17 protein-coding genes are annotated in these 22,632 nt (G+C 67.9%); 9 read left to right on the top strand and 8 right to left on the bottom strand.

The features are described from left to right. Nucleotides 1–20 precede the first annotated feature (20 nt). From ACIP5T_RS18715 to ACIP5T_RS18690, 6 genes are all read right to left on the bottom strand, one after another. Nucleotides 21–1,415: an aspartate aminotransferase family protein gene (locus tag ACIP5T_RS18715; protein ID WP_400866923.1), complete on the bottom strand. Its 1,395-nt coding sequence runs from the start codon at nt 1,413–1,415 to the stop codon at nt 21–23. Then, on the bottom strand, nt 1,412–1,879 hold the full coding sequence (locus ACIP5T_RS18710; protein ID WP_400866920.1) for an Lrp/AsnC family transcriptional regulator: 468 nt from the start codon (nt 1,877–1,879) through the stop codon (nt 1,412–1,414). Before ACIP5T_RS18710 ends, ACIP5T_RS18715 begins: the two co-directional genes overlap by 4 nt. A gap of 88 nt (nt 1,880–1,967) precedes the next feature. Continuing rightward, nucleotides 1,968–3,128: an acyl-CoA dehydrogenase family protein gene (locus ACIP5T_RS18705; protein WP_400866917.1), complete on the bottom strand. Its 1,161-nt coding sequence runs from the start codon at nt 3,126–3,128 to the stop codon at nt 1,968–1,970. Next, nucleotides 3,125–3,883 (bottom strand): alpha/beta fold hydrolase, encoded by a 759-nt coding sequence (locus ACIP5T_RS18700; RefSeq protein WP_400866915.1) that lies wholly within the window; start codon nt 3,881–3,883, stop codon nt 3,125–3,127. Before ACIP5T_RS18700 ends, ACIP5T_RS18705 begins: the two co-directional genes overlap by 4 nt. Before the next feature lie 48 nt (nt 3,884–3,931). Continuing rightward, on the bottom strand, nt 3,932–4,846 hold the full coding sequence (locus ACIP5T_RS18695; RefSeq protein WP_400866913.1) for a sugar kinase: 915 nt from the start codon (nt 4,844–4,846) through the stop codon (nt 3,932–3,934). Next, nucleotides 4,843–6,051, bottom strand: coding sequence for an MFS transporter (locus ACIP5T_RS18690; RefSeq protein ID WP_400866910.1), 1,209 nt, complete (start codon nt 6,049–6,051; stop codon nt 4,843–4,845). The genes ACIP5T_RS18695 and ACIP5T_RS18690 overlap by 4 nt, the downstream gene beginning before the upstream one ends. A gap of 389 nt (nt 6,052–6,440) precedes the next feature. Between ACIP5T_RS18690 and nrdH the strand changes: the two genes are divergently transcribed. The 4 genes from nrdH to nrdF are packed head-to-tail and all read left to right on the top strand — an operon-like array spanning nt 6,441 to nt 10,295. After that, nucleotides 6,441–6,674, top strand: coding sequence for a glutaredoxin-like protein NrdH (nrdH, locus tag ACIP5T_RS18685; protein ID WP_042537838.1), 234 nt, complete (start codon nt 6,441–6,443; stop codon nt 6,672–6,674). Nucleotides 6,675–6,680: 6 nt separating this feature from the next. Continuing rightward, nucleotides 6,681–7,142, top strand: coding sequence for a class Ib ribonucleoside-diphosphate reductase assembly flavoprotein NrdI (gene nrdI, locus ACIP5T_RS18680; protein ID WP_400866907.1), 462 nt, complete (start codon nt 6,681–6,683; stop codon nt 7,140–7,142). A gap of 20 nt (nt 7,143–7,162) precedes the next feature. Further along, entirely contained in the window at nt 7,163–9,283 is a 2,121-nt protein-coding gene (nrdE, locus tag ACIP5T_RS18675; protein ID WP_400867024.1) for a class 1b ribonucleoside-diphosphate reductase subunit alpha, read from the top strand. Nucleotides 9,284–9,314: 31 nt separating this feature from the next. Further along, nucleotides 9,315–10,295, top strand: coding sequence for a class 1b ribonucleoside-diphosphate reductase subunit beta (gene nrdF, locus ACIP5T_RS18670; protein WP_091226104.1), 981 nt, complete (start codon nt 9,315–9,317; stop codon nt 10,293–10,295). 124 nt (nt 10,296–10,419) lie between these two features. Here the strand turns inward: nrdF and ACIP5T_RS18665 are convergent, their stop codons facing one another. After that, complete coding sequence (locus ACIP5T_RS18665; RefSeq protein WP_400866904.1) at nt 10,420–11,418, bottom strand: hypothetical protein; 999 nt, start codon at nt 11,416–11,418, stop codon at nt 10,420–10,422. Nucleotides 11,419–11,677: 259 nt separating this feature from the next. Here ACIP5T_RS18665 and ACIP5T_RS18660 point away from each other — a divergent pair, with 259 nt between their 5' ends. The 4 genes from ACIP5T_RS18660 to ACIP5T_RS18645 all read left to right on the top strand — a co-directional run bounded on the left by ACIP5T_RS18660 (nt 11,678) and on the right by ACIP5T_RS18645 (nt 19,273). Beyond that, nucleotides 11,678–12,133: a hypothetical protein gene (locus tag ACIP5T_RS18660; RefSeq protein WP_400866902.1), complete on the top strand. Its 456-nt coding sequence runs from the start codon at nt 11,678–11,680 to the stop codon at nt 12,131–12,133. Nucleotides 12,134–12,193: 60 nt separating this feature from the next. Next, the gene (locus ACIP5T_RS18655; protein WP_400866900.1) at nt 12,194–12,811 is read left to right on the top strand and encodes an RNA polymerase sigma factor; all 618 of its coding nucleotides are present in this window, start codon (nt 12,194–12,196) and stop codon (nt 12,809–12,811) included. Beyond that, nucleotides 12,808–13,809: a hypothetical protein gene (locus ACIP5T_RS18650; protein ID WP_400866897.1), complete on the top strand. Its 1,002-nt coding sequence runs from the start codon at nt 12,808–12,810 to the stop codon at nt 13,807–13,809. Before ACIP5T_RS18655 ends, ACIP5T_RS18650 begins: the two co-directional genes overlap by 4 nt. 265 nt (nt 13,810–14,074) lie before the next feature. After that, nucleotides 14,075–19,273, top strand: coding sequence for a beta strand repeat-containing protein (locus ACIP5T_RS18645; protein WP_400866895.1), 5,199 nt, complete (start codon nt 14,075–14,077; stop codon nt 19,271–19,273). Nucleotides 19,274–19,365: 92 nt separating this feature from the next. On the opposite strand, the gene ACIP5T_RS18640 is transcribed toward ACIP5T_RS18645, so the two are convergent. After that, nucleotides 19,366–21,894, bottom strand: coding sequence for a LuxR C-terminal-related transcriptional regulator (locus ACIP5T_RS18640; RefSeq protein ID WP_400866892.1), 2,529 nt, complete (start codon nt 21,892–21,894; stop codon nt 19,366–19,368). Between the two features lie 135 nt (nt 21,895–22,029). Here ACIP5T_RS18640 and ACIP5T_RS18635 point away from each other — a divergent pair, with 135 nt between their 5' ends. Continuing rightward, entirely contained in the window at nt 22,030–22,581 is a 552-nt protein-coding gene (locus ACIP5T_RS18635; RefSeq protein ID WP_400866889.1) for a hypothetical protein, read from the top strand. Nucleotides 22,582–22,632: the final 51 nt, after the last annotated feature.

Below are 22,632 nucleotides of genomic sequence, written 5' to 3'. Positions count from 1 at the left end.
CCCGAGTCGGAGCAGCGGGGTCAGAGCACCGACTGCGCGTCGGTGAGGACGCTCCGCAGGATCTGTCCGATCTCACGGAACTCGGCGGGGCCGACGGTGAGCGGAGGAGCGAGCTGGATCACGGGGTCGCCGCGGTCGTCTGCTCGGCAGTAGAGCCCGGCCTCGAACAGTGCGGGGGAGAGGAAGCCGCGCAGCAGCCGCTCGGACTCGTCGTCGTCGAAGGTCTCGCGCGTCGCCTTGTCCTTCACGAGCTCGATGCCGAAGAAGTACCCGTCGCCGCGGACGTCGCCGACGATGGGCAGGTCGAGCAGCGTCTCGAGCTCGGCTCGGAACAGCGGCGAGTTCTCGCGCACGCGCTCGTTGAGTCCCTCCTCGTCGAAAATGGCGAGGTTCTCGAGTGCGACGGCAGCCGAGACCGGGTGCCCGCCGAACGTGTAGCCGTGCGGGAACGAGACGTCGCCCTTCGAGAACGGCTCGTAGATCCGGTCGCTGATGACGGTGGCGCCGATGGGCGAGTAGCCGCTCGTCATTCCCTTGGCGCAGGTGATCATGTCGGGCACGTAGCCGAGACCGGTGCACGCGAACGTGTGACCGAGGCGGCCGAACGCGCAGATGACCTCGTCCGAGACGAGCAGCACGTCATGGCGGTCGCAGATCTCGCGCACCCTGGCGAAATAGCCGGGAGGGGGCGGGAAGCATCCGCCCGAGTTCTGCACCGGCTCGAGGAACACCGCGGCGACCGTGTCTGCACCCTCGAACAGGATCATCTCCTCGATGCGGTCTGCCGCCCAGCGCCCGAAGGCCTCGAGGTCGTCGCTCGGACCGCCCATCTCGGCCGCGCGGTAGAAGTTGGTGTTCGGCACCCGGAACCCGCCGGGGGTGACCGGCTCGAACATCGACTTCATCGCCGGGATGCCGGTGATCGCCAGTGCGCCCTGCGGGGTGCCGTGATAGGCGACCGAGCGCGAGATGACCTTGTGCTTGGTGGGCTTGCCCATCAGCTTCCAGTAGTGCTTCGCGAGTTTGAACGCGGTCTCGACCGCTTCGCCGCCTCCGGTCGAGAAGAAGACGCGGTTCAGGTCGCCGGGTGCCTCGTCGGCCAGGCGGTCGGCGAGCTCGATGGCCGCCGGGTGCGCATACGACCAGAGCGGGAAGAACGAGAGCTCGGAGGCCTGCTTCGCTGCGGCTTCGGCAAGGCGGCGGCGTCCGTGCCCGGCGTTGACGACGAAGAGTCCGGAGAGGCCGTCGAAGTACTCCTTGCCCTTCGAGTCCCAGATGCGGTGGCCATCGCCCTTGACGATGATCGGCACGCCGCTCTTCTCCATGGTCGACTGCCGGGTGAAGTGCATCCACAGGTGATCCTTGGCCATGGCCTGAAGCTCGGCCTCGGACGGAGTCGTGCGTTGCGTGCTCATCGGGTCCCCCAGTTGTAGAGCTGCTTCTGCAGCTTGGCGTAGATGAAGGTCTCGGTCGACAGCACCCCGTCGATCGGACGGATGCTGTCGTTGATCAGCGCGAGGAGGTCTTCGTCGTCCTCGCAGACGACCTCGGCGAGGATGTCGAAGGAGCCGACCGTGATCACCACGTAGTCGATCGCGGCGATCTCGGCGATGGCCTCTGCGACCACACGGGTGTCGCCCGAGACGCGGATGCCGATCATGGCCTGTCGCGGGAAGCCCAGCTGCATCGGATCGGTCACGGCGACGATCTGCATCACACCTGACTCGGTGAGTCGCTGCACCCGCTGGCGCACGGCGGCCTCGCTGAGTCCGACTTCGCGCCCTATGTCGGAGTACGAGCGCCGCCCGTCTTCCTGCAGCAGCTCGATGATCGTCTTCGCGACATCATCCAGAGGGGGGTGCTTTTTCGACGGCGTCATGATGCGATCCTCGCACCGGAGCGGGCTGCCTTCAACCGATTCCGCAGATTTTCCGAAGCTGCAGCGGGCAAACCGCAGAATATCGCGGTCAGGAGTCGAGTGGACCCAGCCAGGCGCTCGCCGCGGTGGAGTGCGCCGATTCGGGATCGGAGGGGTGGAAGGCCCCCGCCAGGACGTCGCGGTAGAGCCGCGACAGCTCGTTCGAGGAGAAGTACGAGCCGCCGCCGGCCACCAGCATCGCCTGGTCGACGACGTGCTTCGACATCGTGACGGCTCGGTGCTTGACACCCGACAGCAGTGTGAACCACCGGGCGCCGTTGTCGACCCGCTCGTCGACGTCTCGGGCGAGCGCGGCGATCTGCGGAGGCAGGGCGTCGTACGCCAGCCCCATGTCTGCGATGCGCCAGCGGATGTCGGGATCCTGGCTGTATGCGGCGCCCGTCTTCTTCGAGCGGCGCTTCTGCGCGGTCAGCACGGCGAGATCCAGGGCGCGGCGTGCGACGCCCGTGTAGACCGAGGCGAGCAGGATCTCGAAGACCGAGAAGATCCCGAACACGATCGGGTCGGGGTTCGGGCCCGGATCGATGCGGCGCACCACGTGCGCGGCATCCGCAACGGCCCCATCGAGTCGGGTCGTGCGACTCTGGGTGCCCCGCATGCCGAGAGTGTCCCAGTCGTCGCCCGTGACCACCGCATCGGTGCGGTCGACGAAGGCGAACACGAGCTTCGGGGCGTCGGCGCTCGTCGTGTCGAGTCCGTGCAGCCCGAGCTTCGTCCACACGGGGGCGAGCGAGGTGAAGATCTTGGTGCCGGTGAAGGAGTAGCCGCCGTCGGCGGTGGGAACGGCATCCGTGTCGCTGCCGAACAGGACGAGGTCGTTGCCGCCCTCGCTGATGCCGAAGGCGAAGACCTCTCCGGCGACCGCTCCGTCCTGCACGAACTCGAGGCCGGGGACGCCGCGGTCGGAGAAGACCTTGGCGACACCGGTCCAGACGAGGTGCATGTTGATCGCGAGCGCGGTGGCCGGGGCGGCGGTCGCCAGGCGCTGCTGGAGGATCGCCGCCTCGGCGAGTCCGAGCCCCGCGCCCCCGCGGTCGGCAGGAACGAGGATCGACAGATAGCCGGCATCGCGCAGCTCGTCGAGATCCTGCTCGGGGAAAGTGTTCTCGCGGTCGTGGATCGGAGCCCGCTCGCGGATGCGCTCGAGCAGGTCGTCAGGAAGATACGTGGTCGGGTCGAACGTGCTCACGCGAGCGCCTCTCTCAGCTGTCGGACGGTCTCTTCAGGCTTGTCGCGGTGCAGCGAATGACCGGCTCCCTCGACGACCGACATGGTGACGCGAGAGTTGGAGGCGAGCACCGCGGCTGCGACCTGGCCGGTGAAGATGCTGTAGACCGCGGGATCGGAGGCGATCACATGGGTGGGAACGGCCAGCCGTGCGGCATCCGCGGTGACATCCCACGGGGTGTTCTGCGCACTCGTCTGCTCGACTGCCCACGCACTCGCTCTGTGCACGGCGTCGACCTTGAGCTCCCAGTCCTGCGGGTGCCAGTGCGGGTGCTCCTGCCGGACCAGCTCGACCCTGTTGTCGGCGAAGGCGCGCTCCTGGCTCCGGCGCACGATCGCTGCGTCCCGACCGCCGACGAGGATCGCCGGGTCGAGCAGCACGAGACGGCGGGTCCACTCGGGAGCGGATGCGGCGGCTGCCGTGCTCGCCGCGCCGCCGAGCGAGTGGCCGACGACCGCGTCCCACGAGCCGACTCCCTCGGGCACGGTCGCGATGAGGTCTGCCGCGTAGGCGGCGACCGAGTAGTCGAGGACGCGAGGCGCATCGCCGTGGCCGCGCAGATCGACCGCGGTCGCGTGCCATCCCTCGTCGGCGAGGGACGTGCCGACCCGCCACATGAGAGCCGCGGACGAGCCGAGGCCGTGCACGAGGAGGACGCGGCGATCGGAGGCCGGATCACCCCAGGAGATGCGGGGCAGCGTGAGCGGTGCAGGCATGCAGCAAGCCTACGACCGGCGTCGGCTGACCGGCCCTGTGTGCGCGGGTCAGCCGAGAGGAGGCAGGTCGCCGTGCGTCGTCAGCACGCGCGCAGCGGCGGTATGCCCGGCCGAGAGGCGCTCGGCGAGCTCTGCGCCCTCGAGAGTCGCGGCGAGGAACCCGGCTGCGAAGGCGTCGCCGGCGCCGACCGGCTCGACGACCTCGACCCGAGGGGCTGGCACGAACACAGGCTCGTCGTCGCCGTGGAACGCCGTCGCGCCGATGTCGCCGTCCTTGACGATGAGCAGCCCGCAGTGCGGAAGGTGGGCGCGGATCTCGGCGGGAGTCGCGGTGCCCCAGATGCGCTCAGCCTCATCGCGGCCGACGAAGGCGATGTCCGCGGCATCCGCGAGGCGGGTCAGCGTCGCGGCCGCATCCTGCATCGTCCACAGCGCGCGGCGGTCGTTCACGTCGAACGAGACGAGGGTGCCGGCTGCGCGAGCGTCGACGAACAGCTGATCGACCATCGCGCGGCAGGTGGGCGAGAGCGCCGGGGTGATGCCGGTGGTGTGGACGATCCGGACGCCGGCGAGCTGTGCGGCGTCGAGGAAGCCGGGCTCCATCAGCGACGCGGCCGACCCGCGCCGGTAGTAGTAGACCGACGATGACTCGGTGCCCGGATCCTTGAACATGACGCCGGTCGGCGCACCCGCATCCGTCGTCACCCAGAGGTCGACGCCTCGACGTTCGAGCTCGGTCGAGATGCGCACCCCGATCGGGTCGTCGCCCAGGCGCGACGCCCAGGCGGCCCGGTGCCCCGCCGCGACGAGTCCGACGGCGACGTTGCCCTCTGCGCCGGCGAGCCCCAGTGCTGCCGTCTCGGTCTCGGCGAGAGGTGCGCCCAGGGCGGTGACGAGTCCCATGGACTCGCCGACGCAGACGACCTCGGGGGCGGTGGATGCGGGGGAGGACGCTGAGCTCATGAAGGGGTGACCGCCAGGGGTTCGGTATCGGGGTGAGGACTCGCATCGCGATGACGCAGATCGGGGAAGGAGCGCACGAAGACGATCGAGACGACGAGGCCGGCGGCGGCGAAGAGCGTCGCGGCGAGGTAGGCGCCGCGAGGATCCGTCGCATCGACGAGGAAGCCCGCGACTGCAGAGCCGGCGGCGGCGCCGATCAGCTGACCGGTGCCGGCCCATCCGAAGGCCTCGGCGGTCTCGCTGAACTTCACGCTCGCGGTCGTGATGGCGAACAGCACGGCGAGAGCCGGAGCGACTCCGATGCCTGCGACGATCAGGGTGCCGCCGAGCCAGAACTCGTTCAGGGAGAACATGGTGAGTGCGAGACCGACCGTGACGATGGTGAGGCGGCGGGCCATCGCCCAGGGCCCGATCGGGATGTGTCCGAACGAGAGTCCGCCGGCGAGGCTGCCGACGGCGAACACCGCGAGCACGAGGCCGGCAGCCAGGCTGCCGTGCTCGAAGGTCGCGACGACACCGACCTCGACGGCCGAGCACGCGCCGATGAGCAGGAAGCCGATGACGGTGGCGAGCAGCACCGGCGGCTTGAGGACGACCTTGCCGAGGGCGCTGCGACTGCGCGGGATGCGCACGCGGCCGACCTCGGGGGAGAGGATGAACCACGCTCCGCCGCCCACCAACACGACCGCCACGAGCAGCAGACCCACGGCGGTGCCGATCTGCGTCGACACGAGCGTGATCACGACGGGGGCCAGCACCCAGATGATCTCCTGCAGCGAGGCATCGAGAGAGAAGAGGGGTGTGAGCTGTGTCGAGTTCACGAGCTTCGGATAGATGGTGCGCACCGCGGCCTGCACCGGCGGCGTCGAGAGGCCGGCGATCATGCCGAGGACCATGTACCCGGGGACGTCGAGGGGGAGCAGTGCGAGGCCCAGCACCGCGACCACGCACACGCTGAGTGTGAGGGTGAGCACGCGGCGCATTCCCCAGGCGCCCATCCACCGGCTCGTGATCGGGCCGGCGACCGCCTGCCCGACGCTGGTCGCAGCGAGCACGAGGCCCGCCGAGCCGTATGAGCCGGTCTGCTGTTCGACGTGCAGCAGGATCGCGAGCGAGGTCATTCCGTTGGGGAAGCGAGCGGTCAACTGTGCAGCGATCATGCGCGCCACTCCGGGCGTGCGAAGAAGGTCCCGATATCCCGCCACGGGTCAACGCTACCGGGAGCCGCGGACGCCCGTCTAAGCCGCTCCTCCCCGACACGCCGCGACACGCCCAAACCGAGTTTCCACAGAAAATCCGATGTCGGAGGCGGGTCGTATGGTCCGACCTGTGGATGGATCTCTCACAGGTCGTTCCCAGCCGCGATTTCTCGCGGTTCGGGGGTGCTCTCGAGGGCCCTGAGCCTGTGGAAGAAACGGTGGAGAACCTGTGTTGTACCAGTGGAGAGCGGTGGAAAACTACACGTATGTAACTACTACCCCTAGTGGTCACCCTGAATGTCCGTACCTATATGTAGTATTGAGATCCCGGTGAGGGTCTACCGGAAAACAGCCTGATTCAGATGCAGGCCAGAGATTTGAGGGGAAGCGAAAAGATGTCGATCACGGTCTACACGAAGCCGTCCTGCGTTCAGTGCAACGCCACCTACCGCGCGCTCGACGCCAAGGGCATCGAGTACGAAATCCTCGACCTGTCGGAAGACGCCACTGCGCTCGAGCAGGTCAAGGCGCTCGGCTACATGCAGGCGCCCGTCGTCGTCACCGACGAGGGTCACTGGTCGGGCTTCCGTCCCGACAAGATCGACGAGCTCGCCTCGCGTCTGGCGTGATCCGCCATGAGCGCCGTCGCGACCGCCGCGCCGCTCCTGGTCTACTTCTCGAGCGCCTCGGGTAACACCGCGCGCTTCGTCGAGAAGCTCGGGCTCCCGGCCCGACGCATTCCCCTTCTCCGACAGCAGGAAGATCTCGTCGTCGACGAGCCCTTCGTGCTGGTCACCCCCACCTACGGCGGGGGCGAGGGGCGCGGCGTCGAACGAGGCGCGGTGCCCAAGCAGGTCATCCGGTTCCTCAACGACGAGCGCAACCGGAAACACATCCGCGGAGTCATCTCCGCGGGGAACACCAACTTCGGCGACTCGTTCTGTCTCGCCGGTGACATCATCAGCCGCAAGTGCAACGTGCCTCACTTGTATCGGCTCGAGATCTTCGGCACACAAGACGATGTAGATCGCGTGAGCGACGGATTGGAGCGACGGTGGGTACCGCAGTTGACGAGCAGGCAGGAACCGACTCAGTGACAGACACGGTGGCGTTCAAGATGAACCCGACCTACGAGGGCCTGGACTATCACGCTCTCAACGCGATGCTGAACCTGTACGACGCGAACGGGAAGATCCAGTTCGACGCCGACAAGCGGGCGGCGCGCGAGTACTTCCTGCAGCACGTCAACCAGAACACGGTGTTCTTCCACTCGCTCAAGGAGCGCCTCGACTACCTCGTCGAGAAGGAGTACTACGAGCCGGCCGTGATCGAGCAGTACTCGCTCGAGTTCATCCAGAAGCTCAACGACCTCGCCTACGGCAAGAAGTTCCGCTTCGAGACGTTCCTCGGCGCGTTCAAGTACTACACGAGCTACACGCTCAAGACGTTCGACGGCAAGCGCTACCTCGAGCGTTTCGAAGACCGCGTCGTGATGACGGCCCTCGGTCTCGCCGGCGGCGACGAGAACCTGGCGGTCGCGCTGGTCGAGGAGATCATCTCCGGCCGCTTCCAGCCCGCGACGCCGACCTTCCTCAACTCGGGCAAGGCACAGCGCGGCGAGCTCGTCAGCTGCTTCCTGCTGCGCATCGAAGACAACATGGAGTCGATCGCCCGCGGCATCAACTCCGCTCTCCAGCTCTCCAAGCGCGGTGGCGGCGTGGCTCTGCTGCTCTCGAACATCCGCGAGGCCGGCGCACCGATCAAGCAGATCGAGAACCAGTCGTCCGGCATCATCCCCGTGATGAAGCTCCTCGAAGACAGCTTCAGCTACGCCAACCAGCTCGGCGCCCGTCAGGGTGCCGGTGCGGTGTACCTCAACGCGCACCACCCCGACATCATGCGCTTCCTCGACACCAAGCGCGAGAACGCCGACGAGAAGATCCGCATCAAGACGCTGTCGCTCGGCGTCGTGGTTCCCGACATCACGTTCGAGCTCGCGAAGAACGGCGAGGACATGTACCTCTTCTCGCCGTACGACGTCGAGAAGGTCTACGGCGTTCCCTTCGGCGACATCTCGGTCACCGAGAAGTACCGCGAGATGGTCGACAACCCGCGCATCAAGAAGACCAAGATCAACGCGCGCGAGTTCTTCCAGACGATCGCCGAGATCCAGTTCGAGTCGGGCTACCCGTACATCATGTTCGAGGACACGGTGAACAAGGCCAACCCGATCAAGGGCCGCATCAACATGTCCAACCTCTGCAGCGAGATCCTGCAGGTGAACACGCCGACCACGTACAACGACGACCTCTCGTACGACCAGATCGGCAAGGACATCTCCTGCAACCTCGGCTCGATGAACATCGCGCTGTCGATGGATGCCGATGACCTGGGCCAGACGGTCGAGACGGCGATCCGCGCGCTGAGCGCGGTCAGCGACCAGAGCCACATCCGCTCGGTCCGCTCGATCGAGGACGGCAACGACCGTTCGCACGCGATCGGCCTGGGACAGATGAACCTGCACGGCTTCCTCGCCCGCGAGCACGTCCACTACGGGTCCGAAGAGGGCATCGACTTCACGAACATCTACTTCTACACGGTGCTGTTCCACGCGCTGCGCGCCTCGAACAACATCGCGATCGAGCGCAAGCAGGCGTTCGACGGCTTCGAGGACTCGACGTACGCGTCGGGTGAGTTCTTCGACAAGTACATCGAGCGCGCCTGGGTGCCCGAGACCGAGAAGGTCAAGGAGCTCTTCGCGGGCAAGCACATCCCGACGCAGGCCGACTGGGTGGCGCTGAAGTCGTCGATCCAGGAGCACGGCATCTACAACCAGAACCTGCAGGCGGTGCCGCCGACCGGCTCGATCTCGTACATCAACAACTCCACGTCGTCGATCCACCCGATCGCGTCGAAGATCGAGATCCGCAAGGAAGGCAAGCTCGGCCGCGTCTACTACCCGGCGCCGTTCATGACGAACGACAACCTGGAGTACTACCAGGACGCATATGAGATCGGCTACGAGAAGGTCATCGACACGTACGCCGCCGCCACCCAGCACGTCGACCAGGGCCTGTCGCTGACGCTGTTCTTCAAGGACACCGCCACGACGCGTGACATCAACAAGGCTCAGATCTACGCATGGCGCAAGGGCATCAAGACGATCTACTACATCCGTCTGCGTCAGATGGCGCTCGAGGGCACCGACATGACCGAGTGCGTCTCGTGCATGCTCTGATCCGGCCCTGACCACAAGAAACGACGAGAACATGACTCCTCACCCCCCGCTCAAGCTGGTCGACAGCGTTCAGGCGATCAACTGGAACCGCATCCAGGACGACAAGGACCTCGAGGTCTGGAACCGTCTGGTGAACAACTTCTGGCTGCCTGAGAAGGTGCCGCTGTCGAACGACGTCCAGTCGTGGAACACGCTGACGCCCGAAGAACAGCTGCTCACTATGCGCGTCTTCACCGGTCTGACGCTGCTCGACACGATCCAGGGCACCGTCGGCGCCGTGTCGCTGATCCCCGACGCGATCACCCCTCACGAAGAGGCCGTGTACACGAACATCGCGTTCATGGAGTCTGTGCACGCGAAGAGCTACTCCTCGATCTTCTCGACGCTCGCGTCGACGAAGGAGATCGACGAGGCGTTCCGCTGGTCCACTGAGAACCCGAACCTTCAGAAGAAGGCTCAGATCATCATGGACTACTACCAGGGCGACGACCCGCTCAAGCGCAAGGTCGCCTCGACCCTGCTCGAGTCGTTCCTGTTCTACTCGGGCTTCTACCTGCCGATCTACTGGTCGTCCAAGGCGAAGCTGACGAACACGGCCGACCTCATCCGCCTCATCATCCGCGACGAGGCCGTGCACGGGTACTACATCGGCTACAAGTTCCAGAAGGGTCTCGAGAAGGAGACCGAAGAGCGCCGCCAGGAGCTGAAGGACTACACCTTCAACCTGCTGTTTGAGCTCTACGACAACGAGGTGCAGTACACGCAGGACCTCTACGACGGCGTCGGCCTGACCGAGGACGTCAAGAAGTTCCTGCACTACAACGCCAACAAGGCGCTGATGAACCTCGGCTACGAAGCGATGTTCCCCTCGACGGTCACGAACGTGAACCCGGCGATCCTGTCGGCGCTCTCGCCGAACGCCGACGAGAACCACGACTTCTTCTCGGGGTCGGGCTCCTCCTACGTCATCGGCAAGGCCGAGGCCACGGAAGACGACGACTGGGACTTCTGAGTCCTGCGCTGAACATGATGAGGGGGCGGATGCTGCGGCATCCGCCCCCTTCGTCGTCCCCGGGCGCTCGCCGCGATTTCGGTGAGCGGGCAGTGCGCGATGGCAGTCACGGCGCAGCGCCGCCTCAGTCGCGCTCGTCGGCCAGGCGGGCTCGTCGCTCCTCCTCGCGCTTCGAGTAGGTGGCGGCGCGGATCGCATCGTCGGACTCCAAGCCCGTGCCCAACGCCCCGCCGAGGGTCGCCGCCGACGCGACGAACCAGGTGAGTACGAACAGGTCGCCGACTTCGACGGTTCGGCCGAGAGATGCACTCATCACCGCCGTGTCGAGCACGAAGAGCGCCCAGGCCAGGTTCACGACGTACAGCGCCAGATAGCAGATGACGATGCCGATGGTCAGAGTCAGCAGCGTCGAGGTGTTGTAGAGACGGGATCTCTCACGGGCCTGAGGCGAGTCGTCGTCTGGACGGTCCCAGAGCCTGCCGTCGATCACGATCCAGGCGATGATGATCGCGATGGAGGCCACCGTCGCCGCGACCAGACGCCAGCCGGACAGCGAGCTGGCGAGCGACCACACCGTCGGCTCGATCGTCGCCACCGCGCCGGTCGCGAGGGCCGCGACCAGCGCGGACTTGAGCCCGGCGGCGAGCAGCCATGGACGATTGGCGAGCACCATTCCCAGAAGCACGCGCCCACGGGCACTGAGTCCGGGGAGCGGCAGGCGCTGCTCCTCAGGCGAGGCGGGCTCAGCCATCCCGTCGACGAGCCCCCGCACCGCGTGGCGGGCGCGGCTCTGCACCCGAAACCCGCCCAGAGCGGGCAGCGACAACACTGCGGAGTGGCGTCGAGGATCGATCGCCGCCAGCAGATAGCGGCCGTCATCATCCCGGAGCGGAAGCTCGGTGACGCCGATGACGAGATCCCAGCGGTTCTGGTCGGCGTGTGCACGAAGGCGCTCCAGGGCGACATCGACGTCCTCAGACCCGAGGGTGAACGGCTCGCTCACGAGTTCGACGATCCAATCGTCGGCCGCGGCGGCGAGCGGCGGCGTGAGGTCGGTCATCCGACGCGCGACCGTCGTGGGTGAAGCAGGATCTGCCACGAGGCCCACTCGGATCGGCTCCATCTCCGCAACCTACACCCGCCTCTCGTGCGCCGCATCGGCATCCGCGATGTGCGGAGCTTTTCAGTCGCCGGCGGAGGTCAGCCCCCAGAGGCCTGCGCACCCTGTCGACGCCCTCGTGCTCGTCTGGGTCAGCGGATCTCGGAAATTCTGTAAGGAAGTCGCGTCAGCTGCAAAGAGGCGCGGGCGCGGGCGTTGGTCGCGCGTCCGTGGCAGAGAGACATTGGATACGTGCAATGACTGTTGCCCGGATCGGATCAGAATGAAGAACAAGCTCCTCGCCATCGCCGCCGCGGTGATCCTCCTGGCTGGGGTGGCCTCACCCGCGCAGGCAGCCGAGCCTGAACTCCATCCCGATGTCGAGTACGCCATCGACGCAGTCCCCGGCGGCATCGTCGTCGACGAGACGACGGTGGTATGGCCGGCGCTGGGCATGGTGCTCACGGCCGCGTCCGACATGAGCCGCTCGGTGGGCACCTGTGCCACAGGAAACTACTGCGCCTACGCCGGACCGGGGCGCACGGGCACGAAGATCAGCTTCGGGATCTGCACCGTCGTCAGCACCTCCGCTCTCGCGAGCGTCGGCTCCATCGCGAACGCCCGCTCGTCGGGTTCGGTGCAGGCGCGCAGCGCTGCGGGCACCATTCTCGGCACAGCGGCCGCGGGAACGGGCGTCGATGTCGGCGCCGGCACCAGCACCCTGCGCTGCAACCTGTGACGGGCAGGTAGCCTGCGAAGACCACCCGCCCATCCACGCCGACGAAGGAAAGGGTCGCCGATGCTCCGACACGCATTCGGCGCTGTGGTGTTCGCAGGCAGCGCGACCGGACCGGTCGACGTCCTGCGAACCGCCGGAATGTTCGGCCGACCCCGGGAGAGTTCCGCGACGTCCGCGACCGGCCACGGACCGGAATCCAAGGAGGTCGTCTACCGCAAGGTCTTCAACGACCATTGGCCCAGAGTGCGTCGGCACATCGAATGCTACGTCGACAACCACGACGAAGTGGACGAGCTGACCGCTGAGGTGTTCGTCGTCGCGTGGCGCAAACTCGACCCGGCTCGGCCGATGCCTCTGACGTGGCTGCTGCGCACCGCGAACAACAAGCTCCGCGACCGCACCCGCCGAACTCGTTCGCACGACCGCGCGCTCGAGGCGCTGACACGAGGACTCGCCGACCCGGCCACACCGCTGGATCCCCTGGAGGCGCTCGCATTGCGGCAGGCGGTCGCGTCGCTCAGCGCTCGCGAGCGCCAGGTGGTGGTCTTGACGTACTGGGATGAGCTGAACGCGGGAGAGGTCGCGGATGTGCTCCGCACGAGTCAAGCCGCGGTGTGGACGACGCTGACGCGTGCCCGACACAAGCTGCGCGTTCTTCTCGAGGGCGGTGAGTCATGAGCGTCTCAGACGTCGAGATCGACCGCCTGTTCCGTGCGATGAGCCCTGCGTCGGATCTCGCCGACCGCCCGTCGCTCTCTGCCGCGGAGATCGCGATACGAGAGGGCATCATCCGCGGCACCTTCCGCCGCGCTCCTCGCCGCTCACGACGGGGGATCGTGTGGGCCGGCGTGACGACGGCGACGGCCGCGATGGCGGTCGCCGTGCTGGTGGCGGTCACCGTGCTCACTCCCTCTCAGCCGGCGATGGCGCTCACCCCACCGCCTCTCTCATACACGGCCGCGCCTGCGCTTGCCGAGGTGTTCGCCGACGCACAAGACGCACTGCAGGCGCCGCCTGACGTCGAGCAGGAATCCCGCGTGCGCTCGGTCGCATGGGGATGGAACGTCGACATGGGGGACAAGCGGGTCGAGATCGTCCCGCAGGAGATCACCTTCACGTGGGCCCCCGGAGAGACGGCGACGTCGACCATCATCGCGGGCGACTCGCTGTGGCCCGACGGCAACCGCCCTGAGGGGGTCGAGCCGAGTCCGTACGAGCCCGGTGAGGTCATCGACACCGTCGTCACCCCGCCTGAGGAGTTCACCCTCCCGCCTGCGGCGCAGGAGCTCCGTGGCAGTTCCCGGGAGGATCTGGAGAGCGCCCTCGCCGTGTTCGGCGCGACGCCCGAGTCGTCGTCGGGCGAGCTCGCCGCCGCGATCATGGGCCTGTTCGGGTACTGGACCCTCAACGACGAGCAGCACGCGACGCTGCTGGAGATCCTCGCCGATGCGGACGGCATCTCGGTGCGGGGCGAGACGAACGACCGGCTGGGACGAGATGTCATCGGTCTGCAGATGTCGTCTGTCATCCCCGAACGCGTCGAGACCCTGTTCGTCAGCGTGGAGACAGGGCGCATCGTGGGGGTCGAGAGCGAACTCGTGAAGTCTCTCGACGGTCTGCCGACGGGTGTCATCCTCTACACGATGTGGGACGCAGACGAGGCCGACAGCCGCTGAGAGCGGCGAGCTCCGCGCGTTCTCCGGCCGTCTGAGGCCCGTTCCCCCCTTTCCGCGCCGCCTCGGTCTCGCTGTCGCGCTCAAGGGGTGAAAACAGGGGGTGAATTCAGCCCGTTCGGCCGGGCAGGAACCCGCCCGCACGGCAGTCTTGCCGAGGCCCGATTCGAGCGCGCAGTCAGTCGACAGCGCTCCGGGATGCCGCCGAAGGGGGTGGCGGGCCCCGTGTGCGCGAGCGCGCACCGGATGCGACAAGGGGAGAGCAGTCGTGATTATTCGTGGTGCGCGAAAGCGCCATCAACCGACCGAGACAGATAAGGCGACGCCACGCTGGGGGAGGACTGCACGCAAGCTCGTCAGCGGCCTCGTCACCACTGCGGTCGTCGCGTCGTCGATGGTCTTCATCGGCGGTACGGTCACGGCCGCCCCCGCCGCAGCCGCCGACCCGTTCCTCTGCACGCCCGGGGCGGTCTTCGTGCAGAGCTCGACGGAGATCCGCGAGTTCGCAGTGAACGAGCAGGGAGGCGCGCCCGGTGAGGGCGGCACCCTGGGCACGGTCAGCTTCGGCACCGACCACTCCGACAACGGCCTCGGCATCTCGGCCGGCGGTCGCTACGCGTACACGGTGACCAACACCTCGTCGAACAAGGTGCTGGCGAAGCACGACCGGGTCGCCGATCAGACCACGCGCACCTCGTTCACGCTCAGCTCCGCCGTCCTGCGTGGTGCCGTGAACCCGGCGACCGGGGTCTACTACTTCGCGAGCGGCACCGCCAACAACGCGATCAACATCTACGCCTGGAACGAGGGCGTCACCCCGCAGACCTACGTGCAGGTCGGCACGCTGCGTCCCACCGCAGGCAGCAGCGCCTTCGGCGCGAACGGCGACATGGCCTTCAGCGCCTCCGGCCAGCTGGTGCTCGTCGCCGACCAGGACATCTACGCCGCCGACCTGCCCACCGAGCTCGTCTCGAGCACCGCCACCATCGACGCCAAGCAGGTGCACGACCTCGGCGACGGTGTGCAGGGCAACGGCATCGCCTTCGGCAACCTGGGCCACATCTTCGTCTCGGTCTCCGGCGGAGGCAACCGCATCATCGAGGTCGACCTTCCCCGTGGTGAGACGGTCAACACGACCCCGCTCGGCAGCTTCTCGCCGACGGACATGTCGAGCTGCACCTTCCCGAACACCCTCACGCTCAAGAAGGACCTGCCGGAGGGACGCCACGCACCGACCGACCAGTTCGCGCTCAGCATCCAGTCGCCCGCCGGATACAGCGTTCCGCAGACCTCGGTCACGACGACCGGTGACGAGCCGGGCGTCCAGCGCGACTACGCCGGCCCGGTCTTCACGAACCAGGGAGACACGTTCGATCTCGCAGAGGCCGCCTCGGGCTCCGCCGATCCGACAGGCTACGACACGTCTCTCGTCTGCGAGCAGGTCAACGGAGACGGCACGACCACTCCTGTGGCCGTGAGCGCCACGGGAGAGGTCACCCAGCCTGCCGGCCCTCTCGGTACCGACGTCACCTGCGTCTACTCCAACGTCCGCCTCGCGCCTGGGCTCGACCTGCGCAAGACCTCCGACCCGGCCGACGGCACAGTCGTGCAGTCGGGGCAGCGGATCACCTATCAGGTCGCGGTTGAGAACACCGGGAATACGGTGCTCGATGACGTCGAGGTCGCCGACGACCTGAGCGGCGTCCTCTCGTTCGCCGAATATCAGGACGACCTCTCGACGACCGTCGACGGCATCGAACTCGTCGAGAGCGGCGCGGCCATCGCCGACGGCATGCTCATGTGGACGGGAGCCCTCGAGCCGGGGCAGATCATGACGTTTACCTACTCGGTGATCGTCGACGACGGTGTCGAGGGCGAGAGCATCGCCAACAGCGTCACCGCCTCGGGCACCCCTCCCGGTGGTGACCCGATCGTTCCGCCCGCCGTCACGACCGAGCACCCGGTCGCGGGCTTCACCGTCATCAAGACCGCCGACCCCGCCTCGGGCACCGTGGTGCAGCCGGGCCAGGTCATCGACTACACCGTCACCGGTACCAACACCGGCGCGACCACTCTCTCCCCGGCATCCATCGCCGACGACCTCGCCGAGGTGCTCGCGCACTCCGAATACAATGCCGACATCGCGACCGCGATCGACGGCATCCCGGTGCTCACCGGGGCAGCCACCCTCACCGGCACCGGCACCGACCTCGCCTGGAGCGGCACGCTGCAGGCTGGCCAGGTCGTGACGATCACCTACTCGGTGACCGTCGATGAAGACGCCTCAGGCGAGGTGCTCAGCAACGTCGCCTCAGGCACTGCCACCCCGACGACGCCGAACCCTGCCGACCCGACGGGCCCGCAGATCCCCGGCGAGCCGATCGTCCCTCCGACGGCGGTCACCGAGCACCCCGTGCTCGGATCGGGCTTCACCATCAGCAAGACCGCCGACCCCGCATCGGGCACCGCGGTGTCGGCCGGTGACACGATCGAGTACACGGTCACCGGAACCAACACCGGCGACACCGACCTCTCGCCGGTGACCATCACCGACGACCTCGCAGCCGTGCTCGATGACGCCGCGTACAACGACGACGTGACGGCCGACCGCGGCAGCGCGGATGTGGCCGATGGCGCGCTGACCTGGACGGGCTCCATCCCGCAGGGTGAGTCCGTCACGATCCGCTACTCGGTCACCGTCGACGCCGGCGTCGAGAGCGCTCTGCTCCGCAACGTCGTGAACGGCGAGGCCACACCGCGGATCCCTGTGGACCCGAGCGACCCCGAGGGTCCGTCCACTCCCGGCACGCCGATCACGCCGCCGCAGGTCGAGACCACGCATCCCGTCGTCGACACCGGCTTCGAGGTCACCAAGACCGCTGACCCGGCATCGGGAACGGCCGTGAGCCCTGGCGACACCATCGAGTACACGGTCACGGGAACGAACACGGGCAACACCGTGCTCGACCCCGCAGCGATCACCGACGACCTGTCGGCCGTTCTCGCGAGCGCCGCCTACAACGGCGACGTGTCGGCGACGACAGGCACGGTCGACGTGACCGGATCCCAGCTCAGCTGGACGGGCGCGCTCGGTGCCGGCGATGACGTCGTGATCACCTACACGGTGACCGTGGATGACGACGCGACCGGTGTGCTGCTGCGCAACGTCGCCGAGGGAGAGGCCACGCCGCTGATCCCCTCGGACCCGACCGATCCTGACAGCCCGACCACCCCGGGTTCTCCGGTGTCGCCGCCCCCTGCGACGACCCAGCACCCCGTGGTCGCGCCCGGCTTCGCGGTCAGCAAGACCGCCGACCCGGTCACCGGCACCGCCGTCGACCCCGGCAGCGTGATCGAGTACACCGTGACCGGCACGAACACGGGTGACACCGTGCTCGACCCGGTGGAGATCTCGGACGACCTCGCCGGTGTGCTGGTGAACGCCTCGTACAACGACGATGTGGGTGCCACGCGCGGCACCGCCACGGTGGCCGACAGCGCCCTCGCCTGGACCGGTTCGCTCGAGCCGGGTGAGAACGTCGTGATCACGTACTCGATGACCGTCGACGGCGACGCCGGTGGCGAGACCATCACGAACACGGTGACGGGCGAGGCGACCCCGCTGGTGCCGACCGATCCGAGTGACCCCGAGAGCCCGACGGCACCGGGCACGCCGATCGTCCCGCCGACCGTGATCACCGAGCACCCGGTCAACGTGCCCGGCTTCGAGTTCTCGAAGGCGGCCGATCCGGCATCCGGAACCGCGCTGGATCCGGGTGACGTGATCACCTACGTGCTGACCGGCGTGAACACCGGCGAGACGGCGCTCGACAGCGTCGAGATCGTCGACGACCTCTCGGGCGTCCTCGATCACGCGTCGCTCGACGGCACTCCCGTCGCGACGATCGTCGGCGGCGCGGCTGCTCCTGTCGTGGTCGACGGCGACGAGCTCTCCTGGACGGGTGCGCTCGCGATCGGACAGACTGTCACCATCACCTACTCGGTGACGGTCGGACCGGATGCCGCCGGCGAACTGCTCGAGAACTCGGCGACCGCCGTCGCGACGCCTCCGGGCGGCGAGGAGATCACACCTCCTCCGGTCACGACCTCGAACCCGGTCAACGAGCCCGGCTTCTCGGTATCGAAGACCGCCGCTCCCGCTCCGGGCACGGCCATCGACCCCGGCACCGTCGTCACCTACACGGTGACGGGCGTGAACACCGGCGAGACCGTGCTCGATCCCGTCGCCATCCTCGACGACCTGTCCGGAGTGCTCGACGACGCCGAGTTCAACGACGACGCGGTCGCCCTGGTCGACGGTTCGCCGGCGGCTGCTCCGGCACTCGCGGGCGAGACGCTCTCGTGGACCGGCGCGCTCGAGATCGGCGCGACAGTCACGATCACCTACTCGGTGACGGTGAACGGGGATGCCGGTGGCGAGACGCTCGAGAACTCCGTGACGGGCAGCGCGACTCCTCCTGGAGGAGTGCCGCCCATCGAGACGCCTCCTGCAGTCACGGTGAACCCGATCAACGAGCCCGGATTCGAGCTCGTCAAGACGGCCGACCCGGCCTCGGGAACCCGTGTCGACCCGGGAAGCGTCATCACCTACACGGTGACCGGCATCAACACCGGTGCGACCGCGCTCGACCCGGTGACGATCAGTGACGACCTGTCGAACGTCCTCGCTCACGCCGCCTACAACGGCGATGTGTCGGCTGCCGTGGACGGCACGCCCGTCGCGGCGCCCACCGTCGACGGTGACGAGCTCTCGTGGCAGGGTGCTCTCGCGATCGGCGAGCGGGTCGCGATCACGTACTCCGTGACGGTGGATGCCGACGCGGGCGGTGCGACGATCTCGAACGTTGCCGAGGGCAGCGCCATCGCCCCCGGCGGTGCGGAGCTCACGCCGCCTCCGGCGTCGACGGAGCACCGTGTCGGTGCTCCGGGCTTCACTTTCGCGAAGACCGCGAACGTGAGTTCCGGAACCGTCGTCGCGGTGGGCAGCGTGGTCACCTACACGCTCACCGGCGTCAACACCGGTGAGACCGACCTCGACGAGGTCGTCGTCAGCGACGATCTCGCCAAGGTGCTGGACCACGCGGCACTGACCGGCGTCGTCACCGCGGCGGTCGGCGACCACGAGGTCACGGCGCCCGTGGTGACGGGCACCGAGCTGCACTGGGTCGGCGCCCTCGCCGAGGGCGAGACGGTGACGGTCACCTACTCGGTGACCGTGGATGCCGATGCTGCCGGTGCCACGCTCGAGAACGTGGCCACGGCGCTGGTGACGAGCCCGGGGGACGAGCCTCTCCCGGTCGTCGAGAGCGCCACGGTGCATCCGGTCCAGTCACCGCTGGCGATCACGGGCGGTCAGCTCGCACCCTGGGTGCTGGTGCTCGCGCTGACCCTGCTCCTGGGGGGAGCAGCGCTCCTGATCCTGCGCCGTCGCGCAGCGATCGGCTGAGCGACCCGCACGAAGAGCGACCCTCGGCACCTACCCCCTCAGGTGCCGAGGGTCGCTCGGTGCCGTGATCCGATTCCTGCGGCGGTCGAGGCTCAGTGGTCGGAGAGCAGGTCGTGCTTCGCGGCCTGCTCGATCGCGTCGGCACGATTGCGCGCATCGAGCTTGCGATAGATGCTCCGCAGCTGCGTCTTGAGGGTGTTCTGCGACACGTTCAGGTCGGCCGCGATCGACTGCAGGGACGCACCCGAGGTGAGTGCGCGCAGCACGACGAGCTCACGGGCGGAGAGACGCGGGCGATCGGATGTCGGAGGAAGCACCGCGGTCACGAGGCGCCCGGAGTCGCGGGTCGCCAGTGAGTCCTGCAGAAGCTCGACGTCTTCGGGGCCGAACAGAGAGACCGGCGTCGTCAGCTCTCGATCGTCGAGTTGGATTCGCAGGGAGGCCGCCGCCTTGCCGGCCGCGGTCGCGCCGGCGGTTCGCCGCAGGGCGGCGACCTGGACCGCCGCGGCCTCGGCGCGCTGACGCGCGGTCTGGGGCACCTGTCTCGTCTGCGCCAGCATCCGAGCCGCTTCGGAGGCATCGCCCTCGAACACAGCGAGGCGCGCGCGTTCGACGATCGTGCCGAACTCGTCGGGCGTCGCATCGTGGCGCAGCGTCGAGCGAGCCGCGGCGACGTCGCCGACGGCGAGATACAACAGCGCCCGCGCGCGGCTGAGCACGTGCCGTGCGTGGGCGCTCGCCGTCTCGCGCTTCCGCAGTCTGCGCAGTGACTCCAGCTGCTCGAGTCCGGCCGCGGCTCTGCCCTCGTGCAGAGCGACCCATGCCTCAGCGAGCCCCATCGTCGCCCAGTGCTCGCTGGTCGAGCGATGAGGGCCGAACACTCGGACGTGCTCGCGGGCGGCGGCCACGTCGCCGTCTTCGACGGCGAGCAGCGCCTCTGCGACGCGGTAGAAGGTGCCGCGGTAGCCGTCGCGCTGCTGTTGCTCCCACGAGCTCTCGCGGATCAGCTCGGCATAGTGGCGCGCCTCCGGCATGTCGCCGTTCAGAGCGTGGATGCCGCTGAGCAGCGCGATGCTGTGGAAGGCCTTGCTCAGGTCACGCGACGCCGCCAGCGCCGCCGCGTTCTCGAAGCACTCGATCGCGGCATCCTCTCGTCCGCCGTAGTAGAGGGAGATGCCGAGATGCGTGCAGAGCAGCGGCATCTCCAGGGCATACGGCTGCCACACCGATTCCGGCGTCTCGCGGTAGAGGCTCAGTGCTCGGGCGGCGACCTGAGCGGCGCGCTCCGACATCCCGATGACTCGCAGAGCGGCGCTCTCGGCGGCCCAGATGAACACGCGCTCGGTCGTCGCCACATCATTGCGTCGGGAGTTCGCTGCCGAGATCGCCACCCGCATCAGCTGCAGGCCGCGCAGACGCCTCAGCTTGCTGGCGTTGTAGCAGATGGCCAGCAGCATGGCGATGAGCGGCTGGTCCTTGAGGCGTGACACCGGAAGACGGCGCAGCAGGCGGACTGCGGCAGGTCCGTGGTGGTCGAGCAGCTGGCTCCACCCCGACATGATCACGTGCGACGCGAGCGGGAGATCGTCGTATTCGATGGCGAGCTGCAGTGCATCCATGGGTGCTCGCCGCTGGAGCGCGCCCTCGACAGCCAGGTTCATGAGGCGCGAGAGCTCATCGGCGTGCGACCGCACGAGCTCGCGGCGCAGCAACGTGCGGACGACCGGGGCGAAGGAGAACAGGCGGTCGGCCGACCAGCTTCCGAGACCGAAGGCCTCCGCGTCGTCGAGGGCGTCCTCGATCTCGTCCACACCCGACAGTGCACGCGCCGAGGCGATGTCGACGGCATCGGCGACACTGATGCGCACCAAGGCCGTGAGGCCGTCGCCGTCGATGCCTGAGCGTTCGAGGCGTGACTGCATGTACTCCTCGACCGCGGGTGAGGCGGCCTCGACCGCCGAGGTCGGGTCGTCGCCGCGAGCCGACCGCTTCGAGGCCGCGTGGATCAGCGCAGGGAACCCGCCCGTCGCCTGGAGGATGTCCGCTGCGTCGGATTCGTCGATCCCCAGAGCACGCGAGATCTCCTCGGCGTCGAAGAGCAGGTCGTCCGGTCCTATCAGCGTGCGATCGATCACCAGGCTCAACCCGTCGCCGTCGAAGGCGCTGCGCCGGTTCGTCGCCGCGATGACGCGTGCACGAGGCGCCGCGGCGACCGTCCGGCACAGGTCGAAGGTGCTCTCCGGCGACAGGCTCGCGGCATCGTCGAGCACGAGGACGAGCTCCTCCGCCGTCTCGTTCAGGCACTGTGCGACGTCGGTCCAGGGGTGCAGGAGCTCGTCGCCGGACGAGCCGGTCAGACCCTTGCGAGCCAATGCGCGGAGAGCGTCGCGGGCGAGTTCGTCGCTGCCTGACCTTCTCGCATCGACCGTGACCCAGATGATCGTCGACGTGGTGGCCCGCGCCCATTCCACGAGAGCGACCGTCTTCCCGAGCCCCGATGCGCCGCGCAGCACCGTCAGGGGACTGCGGTTCTCCAACGCGGCGACGAGTCTCGGGCGCGAGGTGACATCGCTCGGCATGCGGGGGACGTCCACATGCACGGGCGCGGCGGATGCTGGCATCGTCTCCTCCCCGGATGGTGTGCGTCTCTACGATATTCCGAAAGATCGGTGGGGGAGGGACATGGGTGGTCTTCGCGCGGCAGAGGGCTTCGGTCGCGAATCCGCGCGGCGGGTGCGCGGATCTAGGCTGGTGAGATGCATGAGGCTCGACCGAGAACCGTGAAGCGAGTGCCGACGAGCGCGCTGCTGATCAGCGCAGCATTCGCCGCGGTTCAGGCGCTGATCTTCGTCATGGTCGTGCCCATCACCTCGTTGCTCGCGGCGTCGTCTCCCCCTGCGTACGCACTCGTCGCCGCCGTGCACACCGCGATGCCGCTGCTCGCCCGCGTGGTCACCCGCGTGCCGGGCATGGCCACGTTCACGGCTGCGGTCACGGGGCTGCTGACGTCGGTGATCTCGCCGATCGGCCCGATCGCGGCGGTCCCGATGGTGTGCGCCGCCGTCGCGCTCGATCTGGTCCTGCCGCTGCAACGGGGAAGAACGGCGAGCGCGCGCCGCATCCTTCTGGCCGGTGCGGCCGCCGGTGTCGTGCTGTTCCTCGTCGCGCTGCCGGTGTTCTCGCCAGAGCACCTGGTGCCCGCAGTGCTGCTGGCGACGCTCGGCGCCCGTATCGCCGGCGAACTGGCGGTGGCAGGAGGCGTCATCGGAGTGCGGCGGTTGCTCGTGCGCGCCGGGACGATTCGGTGAGGGATGCCCTCTTTCGGCGGCGAGAAGAATACTTCTCATCTGCATCAATGT

Origin of the sequence: Microbacterium sp. NPDC088619 (assembly GCF_044752825.1) — a bacterium.
Lineage (GTDB): Bacteria > Actinomycetota > Actinomycetes > Actinomycetales > Microbacteriaceae > Microbacterium.
Note: the sequence above shows the minus strand (reverse complement) of the source record. Positions and strands in the feature narration are given on the sequence as shown.

Excerpts from the sequence above, each read along its gene's own strand:
- ACIP5T_RS18655 (WP_400866900.1), top strand. The coding sequence starts at position 12,194 with ATGCTCCGACACGCATTCGGCGCTGTGGTGTTCGCAGGCAGCGCGACC.
- ACIP5T_RS18715 (WP_400866923.1), bottom strand. The coding sequence starts at position 1,415 with ATGAGCACGCAACGCACGACTCCGTCCGAGGCCGAGCTTCAGGCCATG.
- nrdH (WP_042537838.1), top strand. The coding sequence starts at position 6,441 with ATGTCGATCACGGTCTACACGAAGCCGTCCTGCGTTCAGTGCAACGCC.
- ACIP5T_RS18665 (WP_400866904.1), bottom strand. The coding sequence starts at position 11,418 with ATGGAGCCGATCCGAGTGGGCCTCGTGGCAGATCCTGCTTCACCCACG.
- ACIP5T_RS18695 (WP_400866913.1), bottom strand. The coding sequence starts at position 4,846 with ATGAGCTCAGCGTCCTCCCCCGCATCCACCGCCCCCGAGGTCGTCTGC.
- ACIP5T_RS18650 (WP_400866897.1), top strand. The coding sequence starts at position 12,808 with ATGAGCGTCTCAGACGTCGAGATCGACCGCCTGTTCCGTGCGATGAGC.
- ACIP5T_RS18640 (WP_400866892.1), bottom strand. The coding sequence starts at position 21,894 with ATGCCAGCATCCGCCGCGCCCGTGCATGTGGACGTCCCCCGCATGCCG.
- ACIP5T_RS18660 (WP_400866902.1), top strand. The coding sequence starts at position 11,678 with ATGAAGAACAAGCTCCTCGCCATCGCCGCCGCGGTGATCCTCCTGGCT.
- ACIP5T_RS18710 (WP_400866920.1), bottom strand. The coding sequence starts at position 1,879 with ATGACGCCGTCGAAAAAGCACCCCCCTCTGGATGATGTCGCGAAGACG.
- nrdI (WP_400866907.1), top strand. The coding sequence starts at position 6,681 with ATGAGCGCCGTCGCGACCGCCGCGCCGCTCCTGGTCTACTTCTCGAGC.
- nrdE (WP_400867024.1), top strand. The coding sequence starts at position 7,163 with ATGAACCCGACCTACGAGGGCCTGGACTATCACGCTCTCAACGCGATG.
- ACIP5T_RS18700 (WP_400866915.1), bottom strand. The coding sequence starts at position 3,883 with ATGCCTGCACCGCTCACGCTGCCCCGCATCTCCTGGGGTGATCCGGCC.
- ACIP5T_RS18635 (WP_400866889.1), top strand. The coding sequence starts at position 22,030 with ATGCATGAGGCTCGACCGAGAACCGTGAAGCGAGTGCCGACGAGCGCG.
- nrdF (WP_091226104.1), top strand. The coding sequence starts at position 9,315 with ATGACTCCTCACCCCCCGCTCAAGCTGGTCGACAGCGTTCAGGCGATC.